The sequence below is a fragment of the Pseudomonas sp. H11T01 genome (assembly GCF_048515765.1).
Taxonomy (GTDB): Bacteria; Pseudomonadota; Gammaproteobacteria; order Pseudomonadales; family Pseudomonadaceae; genus Aquipseudomonas.
Map to the genome: position 1 here is coordinate 37,331 of NZ_JBLYED010000037.1, position 18,371 is coordinate 55,701.

Genomic DNA, 18,371 nt, shown 5'->3' on the forward strand with positions numbered 1-18,371 from the left:
TGAACGTTAGGTCACACGCGGTTTTCGACACGTCGTAAAAGTCGTTGCACGGACTGAGCCACACTCAGCAACGGCTCATCGCGGCCATGCCGAGCGATCAGCATCAACCCCACAGGGGCTGTGCCGGGTTCATGGCAAGGGATGGAAACAGAGCAGCCATCAAGAAAATTGGCGAGCATGGGATTGCGCAGCAATAGCAGGTTGAAGTGTTGGAAATCCCTGTTGTCTGCCACTTGGGAGAAGGTCGGTGCGATGATCGGGACCGTGGGGCATATCAACAGATCCACGTCCTGCATGCGCCGCTGCACACGCGTGATCCAGTCCCGGCGAGCGTTACAGGCATCCTCATAGTCATCCTGGTGGTACAACGCACCGTTCTCGATACGCGCCCGTACATTGGGGTCGTACTGATCCGCACGGGTGCGCAATATTTCCTGATGCAAGGCATAAGCTTCAAACGCCACAATCGCTCCCCGGCGATTGATCGTGGCTACTTCGGCCAACTCATCAAGCGCCATCTCCCGCAGCTCGGCGCCGGCATCGTGCAAGCGCTTCAAGACTGCCGAATACGTCTGCGCCACGTGCTGATCGAGGCCATCGAGCACCAGGGTCTGGGGCACGCCGAACTTCACTCCACGCAGATTGATTTCAGCGGGCAGGCGGATGTCTGTTCCGGCAACGATGCTATCGATAATCGCGCAACAGCCCGCATCAGGCGCCAGTACGCCTACTGAGTCGAGGCTCTTGGACAATCCAAACACGCCCCTGCCATTGACCCTCGATGCACTGGGTTTGAAGCCGCTAATGCCGGTCAAGGCCGCAGGAATCCGGCACGAGCCACCGGTATCGGTACCGAGCCCCGCCGCCGCCATCCCGTCAGTGACAGATATCGCCGCCCCCGAAGACGAGCCCCCGGGGATGCGTTTGAGTGCCCGCTCGAAGGGGTTGGCCGGCGTCCCGTAATGGGGGTTGAGGCCAATGCCCGTATAGGCAAACTCGCTCATATTGGTTCGGCCGATGATGATCAAGCCCGCGGCCTTCAGTCGCGCAACGGCGACGGCGTCCTCGTGGGCCGGCGGTGCGCTGGATAGCACCCAGGAGCCGGCGGCCGTGACTTGCCCCGCCACGTCAAACAGGTCCTTGACCGAGACCACGAGCCCCGCGTAAGGCGACATCTGTTGGCCCTTCTGCCGCCAGGCATCGACCGCATCCGCCCGCAACCGGGCGCCTCTCACATCAATATGCAAAAAGGTGCGCGCACCTTCACCGTCTGGATCGAGTGCGCGTTCCAGGCAGGTTTCAAGCAGCGCGCGGCTGGTGGTTCGACCGCGCGCCAACTCAATACGCAATGACTCCAGCGACATCATGCTCATGACGGACAATGCTCCATGATCAATCGGGCGATTAGCCAGGGCCGACCGCTCGGCGTCGGCACTGGCAAGCAGCAGGCGGCCAATTGACAGACGCCATGGGGCTGCGGCTTCACGTACCGATGCGCAGTGGCGCGTTCATTTTGCGTAGCAGAGCCACCACACTCTGCGCGGTGATGCGACCGGTCTTGGGGTTGTCCGAGGGGATGTTCTCGATGGTCATGGTCAGGCTCGCCGAATCGGCATCGACCTCGATCAAATGAGTATTGCGGGTCACCGACGGGTCTGCCCAGATTTCCAGGGTCGTGCGGTCAGGGCCGATCCCCGCCAGCGATAGGGCCACCACCACATTGAGGTTGGCCGGAAACCCGCGAGCGGCCTCGCGTGCACTGCCCTTGAACACGCGCTTGGGCTTATCGAGCCCTTCGATGCTGATGAAGTTCTCCAGCAGATAAGGCGCCCCCACCAGGCCACGAGGTGGCTTGCGCGTGATCATTCGTACGGAGTGAATCACGCCCTCCGCCGCTGCGGTCACTGCATCCAGCCCAAGCAAGGCACCGGTGGGCACAAGAATCTGGCCACCATGCAGGCGCGCCAGCTCGATCAGGTGCGGGTTTTCCAGCAAGGCGCCGGAGCTGAGCACCACCAGCTTTTTACCGGCGCTCAGAACAGGCAGCGCAATCTGCGGCAACAGCGCCGCGGGTGCGCATTCGATGACCACATCGCTGGCCTGCGCCAATTCATCCAGGTCCAGCAGCGCCGGTGGATTCTTCAAGTTGGCTAACACCCCTGCTGCGCGCTCGGGGTTGCGCACGGTGATGCCCACCAGGCGGATGCCGGGGATGCCTGCGTCGAAGGTTCGCGCCAACGACGCACCGACAGCGCCCAGACCGACGATGCCGATGCGCAAATCGGAAGAATATGGGCTAGTGGTCATGCTGGGGCTCCCTGAGGGCTATCGTTGAAATCCGGCGTAATCTGCTGCGCGTAATGCTTGGCAATTTGCCCGGCGGTGGTGAACCAAACGGCATCGTCCCGGCGCTTGATGTGTTCGAGCAGTTTGCGCAAGGCTTGTAGCCGAAACGGCTGACCCATGATGAAGGTGTGCAGGGTCATGCCGTAGACGAGGGACTGCTGGGTGGACTGGACCAGCATTTCATCGAAATTGGCGATCGCCATTTGCGCGAAGGCCGGTGCGGTTCCGTGGTGCAGAACGACCATGGGCACATCGTTGACTTCATGCGGGTAAGGCAGGCTCAGCAGCTTGCCTTCACGGGTTTTCATCCATACCGGCTGGTCATCCATCGGCCAGTCCAGCGTGTATAAATAGCCGGCTTCTTGCAGCAGGTCTTCGGTCACGGCGCTGGGGTTGGCACCGGGGCTCATCCAGCCGGCGGGCTGTAAGCCGCTGTGTTGCTTGATCGATTCGGTCGCCGAATGGATCAACTGCCGTTCCTGCTCTTCTGACAAACCGTTCTGTATTTCGGAGTTGCTGCGCCCATGGGCAACGATTTCCGCTCCGGCGTCTACCAGTGCCTGTACCAGCTCAGGGCAGTGCTCATAGCATTCAGTGTTGAGCAGCACCGTGAGTGGAATGCCCAACTCCTTGCACAGTGCCAGAATGCGCCAGCCGCCGACGCGATTGCCGTACTCGCGCCACGCCCAGTTGTAGGTGTTGGGTTGAGAAATACCGGGCGAGTAAGACAGCCCGAGCCCGCCGCTGCCGTAGGAAAAATGCTCGACGCAGAGCGCGACATAAAACGCCAGTCGCTTGCCCTCCGGCCATTGGAAATCTGTGCGTGACTCTATGCCTGAATAAGCGAAACGATTAGGTCCAGGTAGCATGAGCAAGCCTCTTTTGATGACAGTTCTTGAAGGAGTGGGAGAAACCGTTGGCCGATGGTCACGGGGTGTAACTGGCAGGCGCCATGACCTGGTCCAGGTTGATTGTTGCCACGTCCTGGGGCGAGATTTTCAGGGCGGGCAGCGACACGACTTTTTCGACGCTTTGCTTGTGCGCTGCCGCAACGGCCAGGCGCAAGGCGGAACGCCCCTGCTCGACCACCTGTTGCACCGAACTGCACACCACCTCGTTGTTGGCCAACAGCTCCCGGGTGGTCGGGCTGAAGTTAGAGGTGGAAACCTTGACTTGCTCCAGACGGCCCGAGGCACGCAGCGCGGCCACGGCACCTGCGGCCATGTCTTCGGTGGCCGAGTAGATGCCTTTGAGGTTGGCGAATCGCTGCAACCAGTCTTCGGTGGTATTGAGCGAGGCGTTGCGGTTGTCTGCCAGGCGCGATTGCGCTACCACGTTGATCCCGGGGAATTTGTCTTTGAGGGTCTGGCGAAAACCCTGGGCGCGCAGGTCCGACCACGCTTGCCCGGCGGGACCTGCGAGCATTGCCACATCGCCCTGCCCTTGCAGCGCCTCACCGAGGCATTCGGCCTGCATGCGGCCCATGTCGTAATGATCGGCGGTGACGATGGAGGTCAGGTGCTGGCTGTTGGGCGGCGACGAAATACCGATCACCGCAATCCCCTGGCGCACCGCCTGATCGACCACCGCGCGCACCGCGTCACCATTGGTTGCCCCGACGACGATGGCCCCGACACGTCGCTGGATCAACGACTGCAACTGGGAGATCTGCTGGGCGACATTGCCATCCCCGCCAGCACTGAGCTTGATCAGTTTGACACCCTCCTTGCTCGCCTCGTCCTGCGCGCCATAGGCGCTGGATATCCAGAAAGACTGCGACAGGCTTGGCACGGCATAACCGATCGTCAACTCCTCGGCGCCCACTCCGGCGACGCACGATAGGGTCACGGCAAGCATTGCAAGTGGCGCACGCCAAGGCTGTATGAACGTCTTCATCATGATTCACCGTATGCGGTAGAGGAGGAAAAAAGCCGCAGGATCAAACGATCCAGGCCGCCAGCAACGAGAATGATCAGGCCCATCACGATCTCCGCAATGAACGGTGACACCCCTTCGATATTCAATGCGGTCTCCAGCGCCTGGATCAGCAGCACGCCGAAAAACACCGGCCAGACACTCGCCGTCCCGCCCTGCAACGCGGTGCCGCCGATCACGGCCGCGGCCACCGACTGCAGCGCCCAACTGACGCCCTCGGTGGGCAAGCCGGTGCCGGTCTTGCAAAAGAGCACGGCGCCGGCCAGGCCTGCCAATGCGCCACAGGCCAGATAGGCGATGCACGTCACCCGGCGACTGTCGACGCCCACCAGTGACGCGGCCTGCGGGTCGCAGCCGACCATGAACAGGTGCCGCCCGAGGGTGAATTTCTTCAGGATCAGCCCGACCAGCAGCATGCAGATCAAGGCCGGGGCCAGCAGCAGCGGGATCCCCGCGACGTTTTGAAAGGCCAGGTCTGTCAGTGCGCTGGCGTCGATGGGCACCACCGGTTGACCGTCATCGGAAATCAGCCGCGCCAGGCCTTGAGCCGCGATCATGCTGCACAGTGTCGCGACAATCGGCTGCACCCGAAGGTAGGCAATCAGCAGCCCATTGAGGCCACCGAACAGCAAACCGACCACCACCGCGAGGGCGATCGAGGGCGTGCCCAGCCAATCCATGGTCAGTGCCGCGACGGTGCTCGAACAGGCCGCGACCGCCCCCACCGAAATATCAAAGCCGCGCACCAGCATCACCAGCATCTGCCCCAACGCCAGCAGCGCGAGGATGGCGGCTTGCGAGCCGATGTTTTGCAGGTTGCCCAGGCTTGCGTAATCGGCAACCAGGGCCCCTGCCATCAATAAAACCAGGAGCAAAGCACCGGGGGCCACCAGAAAACGTGCCTGGCGGTTGATCGTTGATGCCTTCATTGAGCGTTGCCCCTGAGCAGGTGAATGCAGCGTCGACGAACGTTGGGCAATTGCGGCAGCACCACCGCGGCACCGATAACCAGCGCCATCAGCAACTGCTGCCAGGCCGAGGTCAGGTTGAGCAGCACCACAGCGTTATTGAGCATGGCGATGATCAGCGCGCCGCACACCACCTGCACCGCAGAACCACGCCCGCCATTCAACGGAATCCCGCCAATGGCACAGACCGCGATGGTGGCGAACGCCAGGTCGGGATAAAGATTGGGCTGACCGGAGCCGACGCGGCTGGTCAGAATCGCCCCGGCCAGTGCGCAAAACAGCCCGGCGACGATATAGGCCAGCAACACCATGCGCCGTGCCGGCAGCCCGGCATTCAGCGCGGCGTTGAAGTTGGTCCCGACCAGGTACCAGCTGCGCCCGACCAGCGTGTACCGCAACAGGCCATGCAGGCTCAGTACCGCCAGCAGTGCGAGGATGATCGGCACCGGTATACCCGCGACGTGCCCGCTGCCCAGCCACAAGAAGCCCGGCGAAGGTGCGGCGTCCAGCGGCATTCCGCCGGACAGCAGCGACGCCAGGCCATGCAGTACCAGCAACATGCCCAGGGTCACCAGAAAGGCCGGAAGCTTCAGGTACGCGATCAGTAAACCGTTGCATAAGCCGACCAGCACCGCGACACCGATACCGCCGGCAAATGCCAGGGTGACACCCAGCTCGGGCGCCAGTATCACGGTCACAACGCTGAGCAGCGCGACTGCCGAGCCCATTGAGAAATCGATTCCGCCGACGATCAGGATCCCGGTCTGCCCGCAGGCCGCAATCAGCAGAATCGAGCCGACACGCATTACGTTCTGCAGGTTGTCCACGGACAGGAATCTCGGCACGAACAGTACACACAAGACAAACACCACCAGCGGCACGGCAATCACACCGATCCGCGAGCCCAGCGCAATCGCCGGACGCTGTTTGATCAACGTCGTCATCAGCACGCTCCCGCCATCATTGAAAGGACTGCATCGGTTTGCGCATCGGCCATCATTCGGCCCGCGACCTGATGGGAGGCGACCACCAGCAATTGATGACACAAGGTGTTCACCTCCAGCAGATCGGACGACACCACGATGATCGCAATGCCGCGACAGGCCAGTGCACGAAGCGCTTGATGAATGCTTTCGCGGGCCCCCACATCCACCCCTCGGGTCGGCTCCAACACCACCAGGACCCGCAGGTTCGGTAGCACCAGGTTGCGCAGGAACAGCAGCTTTTGTTGATTGCCACCGCTGTAATACGCCGCGTCCAGATCCAGCCGTGGCGGGTTGAGATTGAATTGAGCGATCAAGGCATCGAACGGACCGGCCTCCTCGCGCAAGCGCAGGACGCCCCAGTTCGAAAAGCCACGCAAGACCGATGCCGAGGCGTTTTGCAGCGCGGGCAAGCCGAGGAACAAACCATCGGCATGTCGATCCGAGGGCACGTAGCCGATACCGGCGCGCATTGCCGACTGGCGATCATTGACCACCTCGCACGTTACATTGAGCGAGACCGTCCCGCCGTGGCCGCTGGCCGCACCCGCCAGCACCTCGCCCAGACGCAGGGCGCCAGAACCGGCGACACCGACGATGCCGAGCACTTCACCCTGGTGCACGCAAAGCGATAACGGTTGCGCCGTGGGTGTCAGCCGGATGTCCTTGGCCTCAAGCACCACCTCACCTCGGGTACTCACGCACAACGCTTGCGGCTCAAAGGTTTGCCCGAGCATGTGCTGGACGATCTGCGCCGCTGAAATATCGTCACGGGCAGCGGCATTCACCACCGTCAGACCGTCGCGCAGAATGGTCACGGCGTCCGCCATGCGCTTGATATCGTCGATCTTGTGCGAGATGTAGAGAATCGCCGTGCCTTTGGCGCACAGCACCTGCAACGCCTGGTGCAGGCGATCGGCTTCCCTGGCGCCCAGGGCGGCGGTCGGTTCGTCGAGAATCAGCACCGAACAGCGCCGGCCCACGCCACGGGCGATTTCCAGCAACTGCCGCTCGCCCAGCGACAGCTCATTGACCAGGCTGTCCAGCGATACGTCCAGGCCGACCAGGTTCAGCACTTCAGTCGCTTGCTGGCGATCCAGGCAGTTGTTCCCGGCCCACGAACGTTGCGCGCTACCCAGGCCAAAGGCACTCAGGTTTTCAAGCACGGTCAATGGGGTGAACAAGGTGGAGTGCTGATAAACCGGAACCACGCCCTGTTTCAATGCATCACGCACCGAACCGAAGACCACCGGCTGCCCGTCCAGCACCAGTGCCCCGCCATCCGGGCGAATGGCGCCGACCAGGATTTTGACGAATGTCGATTTTCCTGCGCCGTTCTCCCCCATCAATGCGTGAATCTGCCCTGCTTTCAACACCAGGTTCGCATCGCGCAGAGCGCAGGTGGTGCCGTAGTGTTTGGAAATTCCTGACGCCTGAAAAATGGTTTTCATTGTAATTAGGCTCTTCCAACTCTGGGTTTGCACGCCCCAGCCGGCATTGGTCGCCGGCTGATGGGGTGATCGTAGGGCCGACCTGCGAGGCCTGACAAACAACTTGTTGCACCTCTATGCATGAGCCAGAATCATGCATAAACCTTTCCCAGGTGGTGCCCACATGTCGCCTCAGTTGCCCCCGCTCGCTGCGCTCAAAGTGTTCGAAGTCGCCGCCCGTCATCTGTCTTTCACCGACGCGGGCAAGGAGCTGTTCATTACCCAAAGCGCCGTCAGTCGCCAGATCCGCGCCCTGGAATCCTTCCTGGGCTGCAAGCTGTTCGTGCGCATGACCCGACGCATTGAGCTGACGGATGCCGGCAGCCAATACCTGCAGAGCATTCAGGCCGCGTTTCAGGCCATCGCCAAAGCCACTGCCAAAGTCAGGAACAGCAAGGACCCGCAAATAGTGACGGTCAACGTGCTGCCGACGCTCGCCACACTCTGGCTGATGCCACGCCTGGGCAAGTTCACCCAGGCTTATCCGGACATCGAGCTACGCCTGATCACCTCGATCCATCCGGTGGATTTTCATTCAGGCACCGTCGACGTCGCCCTACGGGTGGGGAGGCTGCCGGGCAAGGTCTATCAGAAGAACCAGCCACGCATAGAAATGGAGATGGTCGAAAGTTGGGCCGGCGTCAGGGCTGAGCCGTTGTTTGCCGACGTGCTGGTGCCGGTCATAGCCCGCCGCCTACTGTCCCAGGGCGCACCGCTGGAGACGCCCAAGGATCTGCTGCATTACCGGCTGATAAATACCTCAAGCCGCAAGCATGCCTGGCCTGACTGGCTTGGCCAGCACAAGCTCAATTACGAAAAATTCAAGGAGACGGTGGATTTCGGGCACTTCTTTATTGCGTTGCAGGCGGCACGCGATTGCAAGGGCGTGGCGATCGTGCCACTGGTGCTGCTCCAGCAATGCGATTTTCGCCATGAACTGCAGTGCCCTTTCGAGCCTGGGCCTGAGAGTGCCGGGGAGTATTACCTGCTGACCGGCAAAGACGCCGCGGAGGACCGCTCCCTGAGATTGTTCTGCAAATGGGTACAGAGTGAGGCGGCGCAGATTCGTGACCTGGCGAGCAAGATCATTCATGAAACCAAGTGAATTCCACCACGCATGCCCCCAGCTCATACCTGCGTGCAATCAAATCGTTTGTCACTGCATGAGCACCTGCCGATGATCGGTTGCTGCGCCGCAATCCCTGATGACAGGGCTGCTCGGCGCGGCAATGCCAAGACATCAAAGGGAAACTCCGATGCGTGTTGCAACCTTCGCTCTCGTACTAACTGGAATGCTGACCATCATGCCCACTCAAGCCAGTGACAACATCATTCGCCACCTGAACCCCGCCAATGTCAGCGAGCCCTGGGCTCGGGAGTTCGCCGAAGCCATCGAGGTCCCTGCCAATGCCAGGCAGATCGTCCTCAGCGGGGTCGGACCGGCGCTTGCCGACCCCAGCGCCGCAGCCGGTTCGATCAAGGCCTACGGCGACACTAAGGCGCAAACCCTGAGTGTCATCAAGCAGATCGAGGCCACACTGAAGCGTCACGGTTATACCCTGGGTGACGTGGTGAGCATGCAAGCGCTTGTTGTCGGCGACCCGGCGTTGAATGGAGAGGCCGACTTCGAGGGGTTCTCCGAGGTTTACAACCAGTACTTCGGAACGCAGGCCCAGCCTAACGTGCCTGCGCGTACCCGCGCTCAAGTCATACGCCTGGTACCGCCGGGCTGGTTGGTGGAGATCACGGTTACAGCGATCAAGGCGCAGTAACGCCACGCCTGAAAGTGCCGGCCTGACGAACACCAGGCCGGTTTTCTTTTACTCCTGCAGCAGGAATGGACTCAATTCTGGACTTCGCCAACTTCACCCGAATTCAGCCCCCGCCTCTATTTCAGGTACCAGCCCCAAGGGCCGCCGTTGTACTGAGTGATCTGCTTGGTCTCCAGGTAATTGTTGTAGCCCCATTCACCCAGTTCTCGACCCATACCGCTCTGTTTATAGCCGCCCCAGGGCGCCTCGACGAACGTCGGCTGCGAGCAGTTGACCCAGACAATCCCGGCACGGAGGCCGCCCAAAGCAGTCATCATGGGAGAGGATGCCTGCCCAGACAGCGGTGTAATGCCACCTATACTACGAGCTATGTACCCTAGCGACAGGCCTGACAATCAGGAAGTGGGATCAAATGCTGTTGCCAATCCCCAAGAAAATTACAGTGATTTCCCCGCATTTGGATGATGCTGTGTTCAGTTGCGGCTGCCTTTTGGCAGACAGTCCGGACGCTCTCGTTATCACGGTACTCGCTGGCGTGCCTGATCCTGACATTGAAGCTCCAGCTTGGGATAGAGCGGCAGGATTTAGCAGCGGGCACCAGGCCGTGCTCGCGCGACGTAAGGAGGATGCGGAATCGATGCGCAGACTCGGTGCGAAAAGCACATGGCTCAGTTTCTGGGATGGCCAGTACGGGCGCAGCTATGAGCCGACCGACCTCGTACCGTCGCTAAGAACGATCCTGGAGCAAAGGGGCGGGACTATTGTCATGCCAATGGGGCTTATCCATCCCGATCATCTGCTGACAAGCAACGCCTGTTTGGCGGTGCGCGAAGCGCTCCTTCTCGCGCAACAGTCGACAGGATGTGGAGCGACTGGCCACCCAGCATCCTGGTTCGTCTATGAGGAGGCCATCTATAGGCGCATTCCAGGCGTAGTAGATACTCGGCTCGCTGCCTGGAAGCAGGCTGGCTTGGGAATGTGTGCGGTTAAATTCCCCACCTCCAGTGCAGAAAAAAAAACCTACGCCGCACGCGCGTATCAGAGTCAGCTTCCGCTGTTTGGTTTAGTCAAACGTACCGATATCGGCTTGGCTGAACGCTATTGGCGGCTCGGCACAGATTAGCCGTTGCACGGCTGAATCAGCCTGAGTCGGGTAGGAGCATCAATCGCGTTCAGGTATCTATTCCTCCAAACCACGATGCTAAACAGTGCCGAAAGTTCAAAAAATCGGACAACTAAAAAAACACTTGGAAAACAATTAGTTGACGACTCCGAAATACACCAGTGGATAGAAGGCCTGTTTTTTGACTAGTAACGTTTGACAGGCCGCTTAGAGTGGTCGATAAATATATGACCTATCCGTATACCCTTGGAGTGCAAAGTTAATCGGCATTTGCCGATCCTGGCATTTCAGGTCGCGAGCGTTTGAAATATTTGTTTTTAAAGGGCCGAAGATTCGGACCGTGCGGTAGCTTTGGCCATGGCAAAGTATGCCCTTGCGCCTAATGCCGACGGCGATATTACGTATAGCGTTAAGTAATTTACCGCTGCACCTTACACCTTATATGTGCTTCATTATTGATACATCACGCGCTTCGTTATTGATACATCACATGTTTCATTATTGGCACACATTACAACCGTTTGGCATCCCTACTGCGCGAGCAGGCCAGACATGTTTGAACTGTCGCTTTGTACGGAGGTTGCCAGCATGCTAACACATAGCACCAAAGGCTCTAACTGGTACCTTTTGCAGTGTAAGCCGCGGCAGGATGAACGGGCACAAATCAACCTGTTGCGGCAGAACTATGTCATTTTTCGCCCGCAACTCGTTAGTGAGTACCTGATTCGTGGCAAACCGCATAAGACGGCGGAATCCCTCTTCCCTGGGTATCTTTTCATTCAGTTGAGCCATGACGACAATTGGGTGCCTTTGCGTTCTACCCGTGGTGTCAGCCGAATCGTCGATTTCAATCACGTCCCGGCAATAGTGGCCGACGATGTCATCGAGCATCTGCGCGTGCGATGCTTTAAACCACTGGCACTGCAGACAACCCAAGCACTCAAGCCCGGCGAAACACTGCACATTATCCGAGGCCCACTGTCGACATTCGAAGGTGTTTTCTTGTCAATGGCAGGTGCTGAGCGAGTCATGATTCTGCTTCAGTTTCTCAATCGAGAACAGCGTGTCCGTGTTCCATTGTGTGATCTTGAACGACAGCGATCTTCATTATAAATTTCGCCCTTTATATTACTGAGCCCTTTATATTCCTGAAAAGCCTGTCATTGAAAGAGCGCACTTTAATTGTTCATCTATGCAGTGCTGACGCTCCCTTTTTATATGACCCCGCCTTGCACTGATCGCGTTCGCCCAACGCCTGTGCGATTGAATATTCATTGACGTCATCCCCAGGAGCACGATATGGCCATGAAGTCACGCGGCTCTTTCGCACTGATGATGGCCTCTTTATGCCCTGGAATGGCCTGGAGCCTCGATCCGCAGCATATTGATGTCTATGGGTTCAACTTTACGCCCACTCTGGAGTTATCAGAAAGTTATGACGACAACTTCCGGGAACTGCAGAGAAATCGCCAGTCATCCCTGGTGACCAAGTTGGCGCCTTACTTCGAGCTCAAGGCTGAAGACCGCAACAGCGCCACCCGACTGATCTGGCAGCCTACCCAGTACATTTATCATGACGAGCCAGATGCCTCGAACACAGCACAACGTGTACGGCTGGACAGCATCATGGAATTCACCGACCGTCATCGCCTGAAACTTGACGTGGAAGCGCGTAAATACGAACAGACGAATTCGACCGCTGTCGATGGCATCAATGACAAGATCCGCAGTAACCGCGTTAATGGCCTCTATACCTACGGCGCCAGGAGCGCTGCCAATCAGATCGATCTAGGCGCAAATTACGCTCAACTGCGCTACGACAATTCCGACGGTATCAACAACGATAAAGAGCGCAATACCACCGGCCTGAACACTACCTGGTACCACCGCATCGGCAGCAACACCCGTGGCGTGCTGGAGTACGACCACACTATCTTCGACTACCTCCAATCCAACAGCCCCCGCAGTAGCAAATCCGATGCAGTGCTCGCCGGCGCCGAATGGGACTTCACCGCACGCACTACCGGCAACGTCCGCGTTGGTTTTGAGCGAAAGAACTTCGATAACAGTAGTTCCAAAGACCTCAATAATCCGACCTGGCAGGTGGATCTGCGATGGAAGCCACGAACCTACTCGACCTTTACTTTTGTTGCCAGCCAAGCCATGGCCGAGGGCGACGATGGTTCTCAAGCCGTCAAGGCCACCTCTGTCCTGCTCGGTTGGCGCCATGGCTGGACCGAACGGATCACCACGGAGGCCGAAGCCGGGCTGGCCCGCTATGTCTACGAGGGCCAGAGCCGCACCGACAACTTTCGTGACGCCAACCTTGCTCTGGTGTACGCGATGCGCCGCTGGCTGGACATCAAGCTGGGCTATCGCTACCGCAACGACAACTCCGATGCCGACAATCAAAGCTTCGTTCGCAATGTTTTCCTGATCAGTTTCAACGTAAGTCTTTAAGGGGATTTGCACATGAACTCACGCATTCTTGGCCTGCTGTTCGTGCTGTGTCTGTTACCCGCAACTTATGCAGCGGATGCAGCAGACTCCGGCGCCCAGTACAAACTGGCCTCCGGCGATGTGTTGCGCATTACCGTATTCGGTGAGCCGGACCTGAGCTTCGCGAAAATCCGTCTCAACGATGCCGGAACGTTTTCCTACCCATTTCTGGGTGAGATTTCCGCCAAGGGGCTAACCCCCAATCAGGTCGAAAAGATCATCGTCAATGGGCTCAAGCAAGGTTACCTGGTTGACCCTAAGGTTAGCCTGAGCCTGATCGCCTACCGCTCGTTCTACATCAATGGAGAAGTGCAGAAACCCGGCAGCTATCCGTTCGAGCCTGGGTTGACGCTGGAAAAAGCCATCGCCTTGGGCGGTGGCCTGACCGAGCGAGCCTCGATCAAGCGTGTGACCATCGTGCGCGGCGATGGGTCCCCCACACTGACCGACACGGTCACGCGCAGTACCGCAATTGCCCCCGGTGACACCATATCCATTGCACAAGGCTTTTTCTAATCATGGACAACAGCCCAAGCACATACGTCGAGCGTCCGCTCCAGTCGCCGCTGCACCAGCATCTGCATCAGCAGCACAGCGAAGAAAAGGACACCATTGATTTTCTCAAACTGTGGAGGGTGATCTGGCGCGCCAAATGGAACATCGTATGGTTGATACTGCTTAGCTGTGCGCTCGCGATCGCCGCGGTGTACATCATTACCCCACAGTACATGGGCAGCACCACCCTGCTGATCAAAGAAAAAACGTCACCGCTGTTGGCCTTCCAGCAAGTAACGGATTCGGGCTCCAGTACCATCGATTACTTACAGACACAACAAGCGCTCCTGCAATCGCGGGACCTGGCCGAACGTGCGGTAAGAACGCTGCACCTCACTACCCACCCAGTGACCGACCCACGCCAGCAACCGGAGCCATGGTTCACGCCGCGAAAGTGGTTAGCAAACCTTGACCTTGGCCAATGGCTACCCGTCCTTGGCTTTTTGACGCCACTGCCTGCACCCACTGAAGAAGACATCTTCAATGAAGTCACTCAGAACCTCATGCTGCGTACCAACGTCAAATTCGTTGGCAAGAGCCAACTAATCGAAATTGACGTGGAGCTGCCCGACCCTGATCTGGCTGCCGCTGCCTCCAACGCGCTTGCCCAGGGTTTCATCGATAGCCAGCTCGACAGCAGCCTGAAATCCTCACAGACCACCACCAGCTGGATGAACACACGCCTGATCGAGTTGCGCAATGATCTACGCCATGCCGAGAAAAAGCTTCAGGCCTACCGGGAAGAGCAAGGCTTGGTGGACGTCGACGGTGTCGCGACCATCAGCGCCAACGAACTGGAAATGACCGGCAACCGCATGATCGACGCCCGCCGTAACCGGGCAGAAGCCGAGAGCCAATTCCGTCAGGTGCAGGCCCTGAGCAACGGCAACCTGAGCAAACTTTCCAGCGTGCCCGCCGTCTTGAGTAACCCTTTGGTGCAACAATTCCAGGCTGAACGGGCCAAGGCACAAGCCAAGGTCGAGGAATTGTCGGGGCGCTACGGTCCAAAACATCCGGCCTTGGTGTCCGCTCTCTCTGAGTTGCGTACCGCCACCACCAGTCTGCGCCTACAGGTACAACAGGTGGTTGCCGGCATCGAGCGTGAATACCAGCTAGCCCAGGCCAATGAAGCCTCACTTCGTCAATCATTCAACAGCAACAAGGCGCAGATACAGAACATTTCGCGCAAGGAGTTCCAGCTGCGTGAGTTCCAGCGTGAGGTGGACAGCAGCCGCGCGCTGTATGAGACCTTCCTCACCCGTTTAAAGGAAACCACGGCAACGTCAGACATTGACTCAACCAAGGCGCGCATCGTCGACCCTGCGCTTGTTCCTTTAGAAGCGAGCAAGCCCCGTAAAACACTGATTGTGGCGATTGTCGCTGTTGTGGCTGCGGTGATCGGCGTAGCGCTGGCATTTCTGTTCGAAACCCTGAGCAATACCTTCAAGACCGACGAAACGATCGAAAGCACGCTCAACATGCCACTGCTCAGCGTGGTGCCGTTGGTCACGAAGAAAAGCCGCCGGCAACTGGCGCGGTTGTTCGACGACAACGACCATCCGCGTTTTTGCGAAACCATTCGCAACCTGCGCACTTGGCTGATGTTGCACAGTGGCGAAAGGCCGACGCAGGTGGTACTGGTCACTTCGACCATTGCAGATGAGGGCAAAAGCACCATCGCCAACAACCTGGCATGCTCGCTCACCCGGCTTGAGCGTGTCCTGTTAATCGACGCCGACATGCGCAAACCCACCCTTTCGCTGAACTTCGATTTTCCGCCAGACAGCCCAGGCTTGGCCAACGTCATTGCTGGCACTGCCCGGCTCGAAGACTGTATCCGTACTGTTGGCAATCTCGACATGCTGCCGGCCGGGAAGCTTTCGCCCCCCCCACTGGACGGCTCGCTGCGCCTGCCCCCACCGCTGGGTTTGCTCAGCTCGCCGCACCAGCCCCCACCGCTGGATCTGCTCAGCTCGCCGCGCGTGGTCCTCATGCTTGAGGCGCTCAAGTCACGGTACCAGTACATCATTATCGACTCCCCCCCTGCCCAGATGGTCAGCGACGCGCTGTTGCTGGCCAAGCATTCGGATGCGGTGATCTATGTGGTCAAGGCCGAAAGCACCCCTATCAGCGAGGTGCAAAAGTGCCTCGCAATGCTGCAGCAGAGCCACGCGCCAGTGTTTGGTGTGGTGCTCAACCAGGTTGACCTGCGCAAGGCACGCAAGTATGGCTACAGGCATTCCGACACCTTTTATAACTACGACTACTTGTCCAGGTAAACGCCGGAGCCTGAGCCTGCCGTAACCTCCCTTCCAACAATCACCAAAAACCACTTCATCTCAGTCGAGCGACACAACAGCGTGCGGGAGCGAGGGCGTGCAGTACCCGATCGGCGCCGATGTATAACCCATGTCTGGAGATTGAGTCGATGACATCGCACTATGCAGCTCAAATGGCAAATCGCCGAGGTCTGGCCTTCTGGGGGCAGTGGCTGTGCGCACTCAGCCTGACCAATCTGCTGCTCATGCTGCTCGTGTATTGGCGCGTCGGCAGTCTAAACAGTGAATACCGCGTTCTGATGACGCTCACTGTCCTCGGCTCAATTCCGATCTACAGCGTCATGCAGGTTTACCACAAGCGCAATGGGCTGCTGTCCGGGCTCGGCAGGTTGCTGGTCAGCTGGTTGATCCTGCTGGCCGTTCTGATCACCATTGCCTTCATAACCCAGACCAGCGTGATTTTCTCGCGACAAGTGATCATCGTCTGGGCCGTGCTGGGTTACCTGATCCAGGCCGCCAGTTTTTTGCCCCTGCAGTACCTTATCCGACTGCATTCGCGCAAGGTCTGCAACGAGCGCCGCTCGGTGATAATCGGCACCTGCCCGACCGCACATAAGCTGGCCAAGAAACTTTCCAGACCGGACCGCGTACGGGTACTGGGTTTCATCGCAACCGCTGACAAAACCGGCCCGGCACCAAGCATTCTGCCGCTGCTGGGCCGCGTCGACGGGATTCGCGAGATCATCACCCGCCTGGAAGTACGCCGCGTCTACATCGTCCTGCCAATAGCACAAGCAGCAACCATCGAAGCCCTGTACATCGATCTGCTGGACATGAACGTCGACGTGGTCTGGATCCCTGATTTCGGCAGCATGGTGCTGCTTAATCAGTCGATCTCGGAAATAGAGCGAATGCCGGCAATCTACCTCAACGAAAGCCTGATCAGTTCGCACCCCGGCAGCCTGCTCTGCAAGGATCTATTCGAACGCAGCATCGCCGCCGTGGCGATTATTTTGCTCAGCCCGTTGCTGCTGGTAGTTGCGGCAGCCGTCAAGCTCTCTTCACCCGGCCCGGTGTTGTTCAAGCAAAACCGTCACGGTTGTAACGCTGAGGTAATCAAGGTTTGGAAGTTCCGTTCGATGCGCCTGCACGACGACAGCGAAGTGCGCCAGGCCACTCGTGAGGATGACCGCGTCACCCCGCTTGGGCGCTTTTTGCGCCGTAGCTCCATCGACGAGCTGCCGCAGCTGTTCAACGTGCTGTTCGGCGATATGGCCCTTGTCGGCCCCCGACCGCACGCCGTCACCCACAACATTTACTACACCGGAAAGATACGCGCCTACATGGCCCGTCATCGCCTCAAACCGGGAATAACCGGGTTGGCCCAGATCACCGGGCATCGAGGTGAAACCGAAACACTGGAAAAAATGCAGCAGCGCGTCGCTCAAGACCTCAAATACATTAATCAATGGTCGCTGTGGCTGGACTTCAAGATTCTCGTCAAGACGCCGTTCACGTTGTTCTCAAAAAACATTTTCTGACGCCGTGCCCACTCTCCCTGCACCCACATCCACCGGGTCTCCTGTCTATCGGGTTCAAGCCCTTCACCAGCGTGCGCCCTGGCATCAACGCATTTGTCGAGGGGTGCATAAGTTACGTCTCGATAAAGACCTATGAAGGAACTTCATAAGGAGTCAGGCAATGATTAGCTTGGAATTAATCGGGCATTACACACCGCATTTGCTGGAGGCCAACAAGGCATATTCCTTCATTAATTTTGCGTCCATCGGCAGTTTTTTCGAGCAACCCCCGAATACCATCGCCTATTTTTGCGACGGCCTGCTGATGTCTACGTTCATGTCTCGCGTCACCGGTCGGGCTATCGGCCGAGTCAGCTTCGACTTCACGTCCATCGCCGACCCTGTGTTCAGTTATGCCGAGAAACAAGGCAAGCGTGTGTATTTAGTCGGTGCCAGGCAAGCCGAACTGGATCTGTTTATCAATAAGATCAAAGTCCGCTACCCGGCGTTGATTATCGCAGGTAGTCACCACGGCTACTTCGATGCAACCCAGGCCGCGTGCATTCAAGCAGACATCTGCCGCAGCGAAGCGAACATCCTGATCACAGGCCTGGGCGCCGGGCTTCAAGAGCAGTTCGTGCAGGATGCCCTGAGCGCAGGCTTCACCGGTGTGGCATTCACCTGTGGCGGCTTCATTCGACAGGAGGCCATGGCCACTCATCATTACTACCCTGAGCCGGTCAACCGCCTGCATCTGCGCGCGTTCTATCGAATGTACCGCGAACCGCACACCATCAAACGCTACCTGGTCGACTACCCGACCAACTTTATTCATTTATCGGAAATGATCGTTCGGCACGAAGTGGCCATCAACCTCACTGCACCCTGAGCGCCGAGTAAT

Annotated in this window: 17 protein-coding genes; 9 read left to right on the top strand and 8 right to left on the bottom strand. The window is 58.5% G+C overall.

Features of this window, described 5'->3' with window-relative positions; all coding sequences use genetic code 11:
- Positions 1-11 precede the first annotated feature (11 nt).
- The 7 genes from ACN1C3_RS30375 to ACN1C3_RS30405 all read right to left on the bottom strand — a co-directional run bounded on the left by ACN1C3_RS30375 (position 12) and on the right by ACN1C3_RS30405 (position 7,683).
- The gene (locus ACN1C3_RS30375; protein WP_419119414.1) at positions 12-1,373 is read right to left on the bottom strand and encodes an amidase; all 1,362 of its coding nucleotides are present in this window, start codon (positions 1,371-1,373) and stop codon (positions 12-14) included.
- Positions 1,374-1,482: 109 nt separating this feature from the next.
- On the bottom strand, positions 1,483-2,307 hold the full coding sequence (locus ACN1C3_RS30380; RefSeq protein WP_419119415.1) for an aspartate dehydrogenase: 825 nt from the start codon (positions 2,305-2,307) through the stop codon (positions 1,483-1,485).
- Positions 2,304-3,215 carry a polysaccharide deacetylase family protein gene (locus tag ACN1C3_RS30385; RefSeq protein ID WP_419119416.1) on the bottom strand — a complete coding sequence of 304 codons (912 nt, stop codon included), beginning with the start codon at positions 3,213-3,215 and terminating at the stop codon, positions 2,304-2,306. The genes ACN1C3_RS30380 and ACN1C3_RS30385 overlap by 4 nt, the downstream gene beginning before the upstream one ends.
- 58 nt (positions 3,216-3,273) lie before the next feature.
- Entirely contained in the window at positions 3,274-4,242 is a 969-nt protein-coding gene (locus ACN1C3_RS30390; RefSeq protein WP_419119417.1) for a substrate-binding domain-containing protein, read from the bottom strand.
- Complete coding sequence (locus ACN1C3_RS30395) at positions 4,242-5,210, bottom strand: ABC transporter permease (RefSeq protein ID WP_419119418.1); 969 nt, start codon at positions 5,208-5,210, stop codon at positions 4,242-4,244. The genes ACN1C3_RS30390 and ACN1C3_RS30395 overlap by 1 nt, the downstream gene beginning before the upstream one ends.
- Entirely contained in the window at positions 5,207-6,193 is a 987-nt protein-coding gene (locus tag ACN1C3_RS30400; RefSeq protein WP_419119419.1) for an ABC transporter permease, read from the bottom strand. Before ACN1C3_RS30400 ends, ACN1C3_RS30395 begins: the two co-directional genes overlap by 4 nt.
- The gene (locus ACN1C3_RS30405) at positions 6,193-7,683 is read right to left on the bottom strand and encodes a sugar ABC transporter ATP-binding protein (RefSeq protein WP_419119420.1); all 1,491 of its coding nucleotides are present in this window, start codon (positions 7,681-7,683) and stop codon (positions 6,193-6,195) included. The genes ACN1C3_RS30400 and ACN1C3_RS30405 overlap by 1 nt, the downstream gene beginning before the upstream one ends.
- A gap of 133 nt (positions 7,684-7,816) precedes the next feature.
- On the opposite strand from ACN1C3_RS30405, the gene ACN1C3_RS30410 reads away from it, so the two are divergent.
- Both ACN1C3_RS30410 and ACN1C3_RS30415 read left to right on the top strand, forming a co-directional pair.
- Positions 7,817-8,827: a LysR substrate-binding domain-containing protein gene (locus ACN1C3_RS30410; protein WP_419119421.1), complete on the top strand. Its 1,011-nt coding sequence runs from the start codon at positions 7,817-7,819 to the stop codon at positions 8,825-8,827.
- A gap of 199 nt (positions 8,828-9,026) precedes the next feature.
- Positions 9,027-9,494 (top strand): RidA family protein, encoded by a 468-nt coding sequence (locus tag ACN1C3_RS30415; RefSeq protein WP_419119422.1) that lies wholly within the window; start codon positions 9,027-9,029, stop codon positions 9,492-9,494.
- Positions 9,495-9,610: 116 nt separating this feature from the next.
- Here the strand turns inward: ACN1C3_RS30415 and ACN1C3_RS30420 are convergent, their stop codons facing one another.
- On the bottom strand, positions 9,611-9,889 hold the full coding sequence (locus tag ACN1C3_RS30420) for an aldehyde dehydrogenase family protein (RefSeq protein ID WP_419119423.1): 279 nt from the start codon (positions 9,887-9,889) through the stop codon (positions 9,611-9,613).
- Positions 9,890-9,906: 17 nt separating this feature from the next.
- Here ACN1C3_RS30420 and ACN1C3_RS30425 point away from each other — a divergent pair, with 17 nt between their 5' ends.
- The 7 genes from ACN1C3_RS30425 to ACN1C3_RS30455 all read left to right on the top strand — a co-directional run bounded on the left by ACN1C3_RS30425 (position 9,907) and on the right by ACN1C3_RS30455 (position 18,359).
- Positions 9,907-10,617, top strand: coding sequence for a PIG-L family deacetylase (locus tag ACN1C3_RS30425; RefSeq protein ID WP_419119424.1), 711 nt, complete (start codon positions 9,907-9,909; stop codon positions 10,615-10,617).
- A gap of 588 nt (positions 10,618-11,205) precedes the next feature.
- Entirely contained in the window at positions 11,206-11,730 is a 525-nt protein-coding gene (gene rfaH, locus ACN1C3_RS30430; protein ID WP_419119439.1) for a transcription/translation regulatory transformer protein RfaH, read from the top strand.
- A gap of 186 nt (positions 11,731-11,916) precedes the next feature.
- Positions 11,917-13,077 carry an outer membrane beta-barrel protein gene (locus ACN1C3_RS30435; protein ID WP_419119425.1) on the top strand — a complete coding sequence of 387 codons (1,161 nt, stop codon included), beginning with the start codon at positions 11,917-11,919 and terminating at the stop codon, positions 13,075-13,077.
- A gap of 12 nt (positions 13,078-13,089) precedes the next feature.
- Entirely contained in the window at positions 13,090-13,632 is a 543-nt protein-coding gene (locus ACN1C3_RS30440; RefSeq protein ID WP_419119426.1) for a polysaccharide biosynthesis/export family protein, read from the top strand.
- Between the two features lie 2 nt (positions 13,633-13,634).
- Positions 13,635-15,950, top strand: a complete 2,316-nt coding sequence (locus ACN1C3_RS30445; RefSeq protein ID WP_419119427.1) for a GumC family protein — start codon at positions 13,635-13,637, stop codon at positions 15,948-15,950.
- Between the two features lie 149 nt (positions 15,951-16,099).
- Positions 16,100-17,491, top strand: a complete 1,392-nt coding sequence (locus tag ACN1C3_RS30450; RefSeq protein ID WP_419119428.1) for an undecaprenyl-phosphate glucose phosphotransferase — start codon at positions 16,100-16,102, stop codon at positions 17,489-17,491.
- A 160-nt stretch (positions 17,492-17,651) separates the two neighbouring features.
- Entirely contained in the window at positions 17,652-18,359 is a 708-nt protein-coding gene (locus ACN1C3_RS30455; RefSeq protein ID WP_419119429.1) for a WecB/TagA/CpsF family glycosyltransferase, read from the top strand.
- The last annotated feature ends 12 nt before the right edge of the window (positions 18,360-18,371 follow it).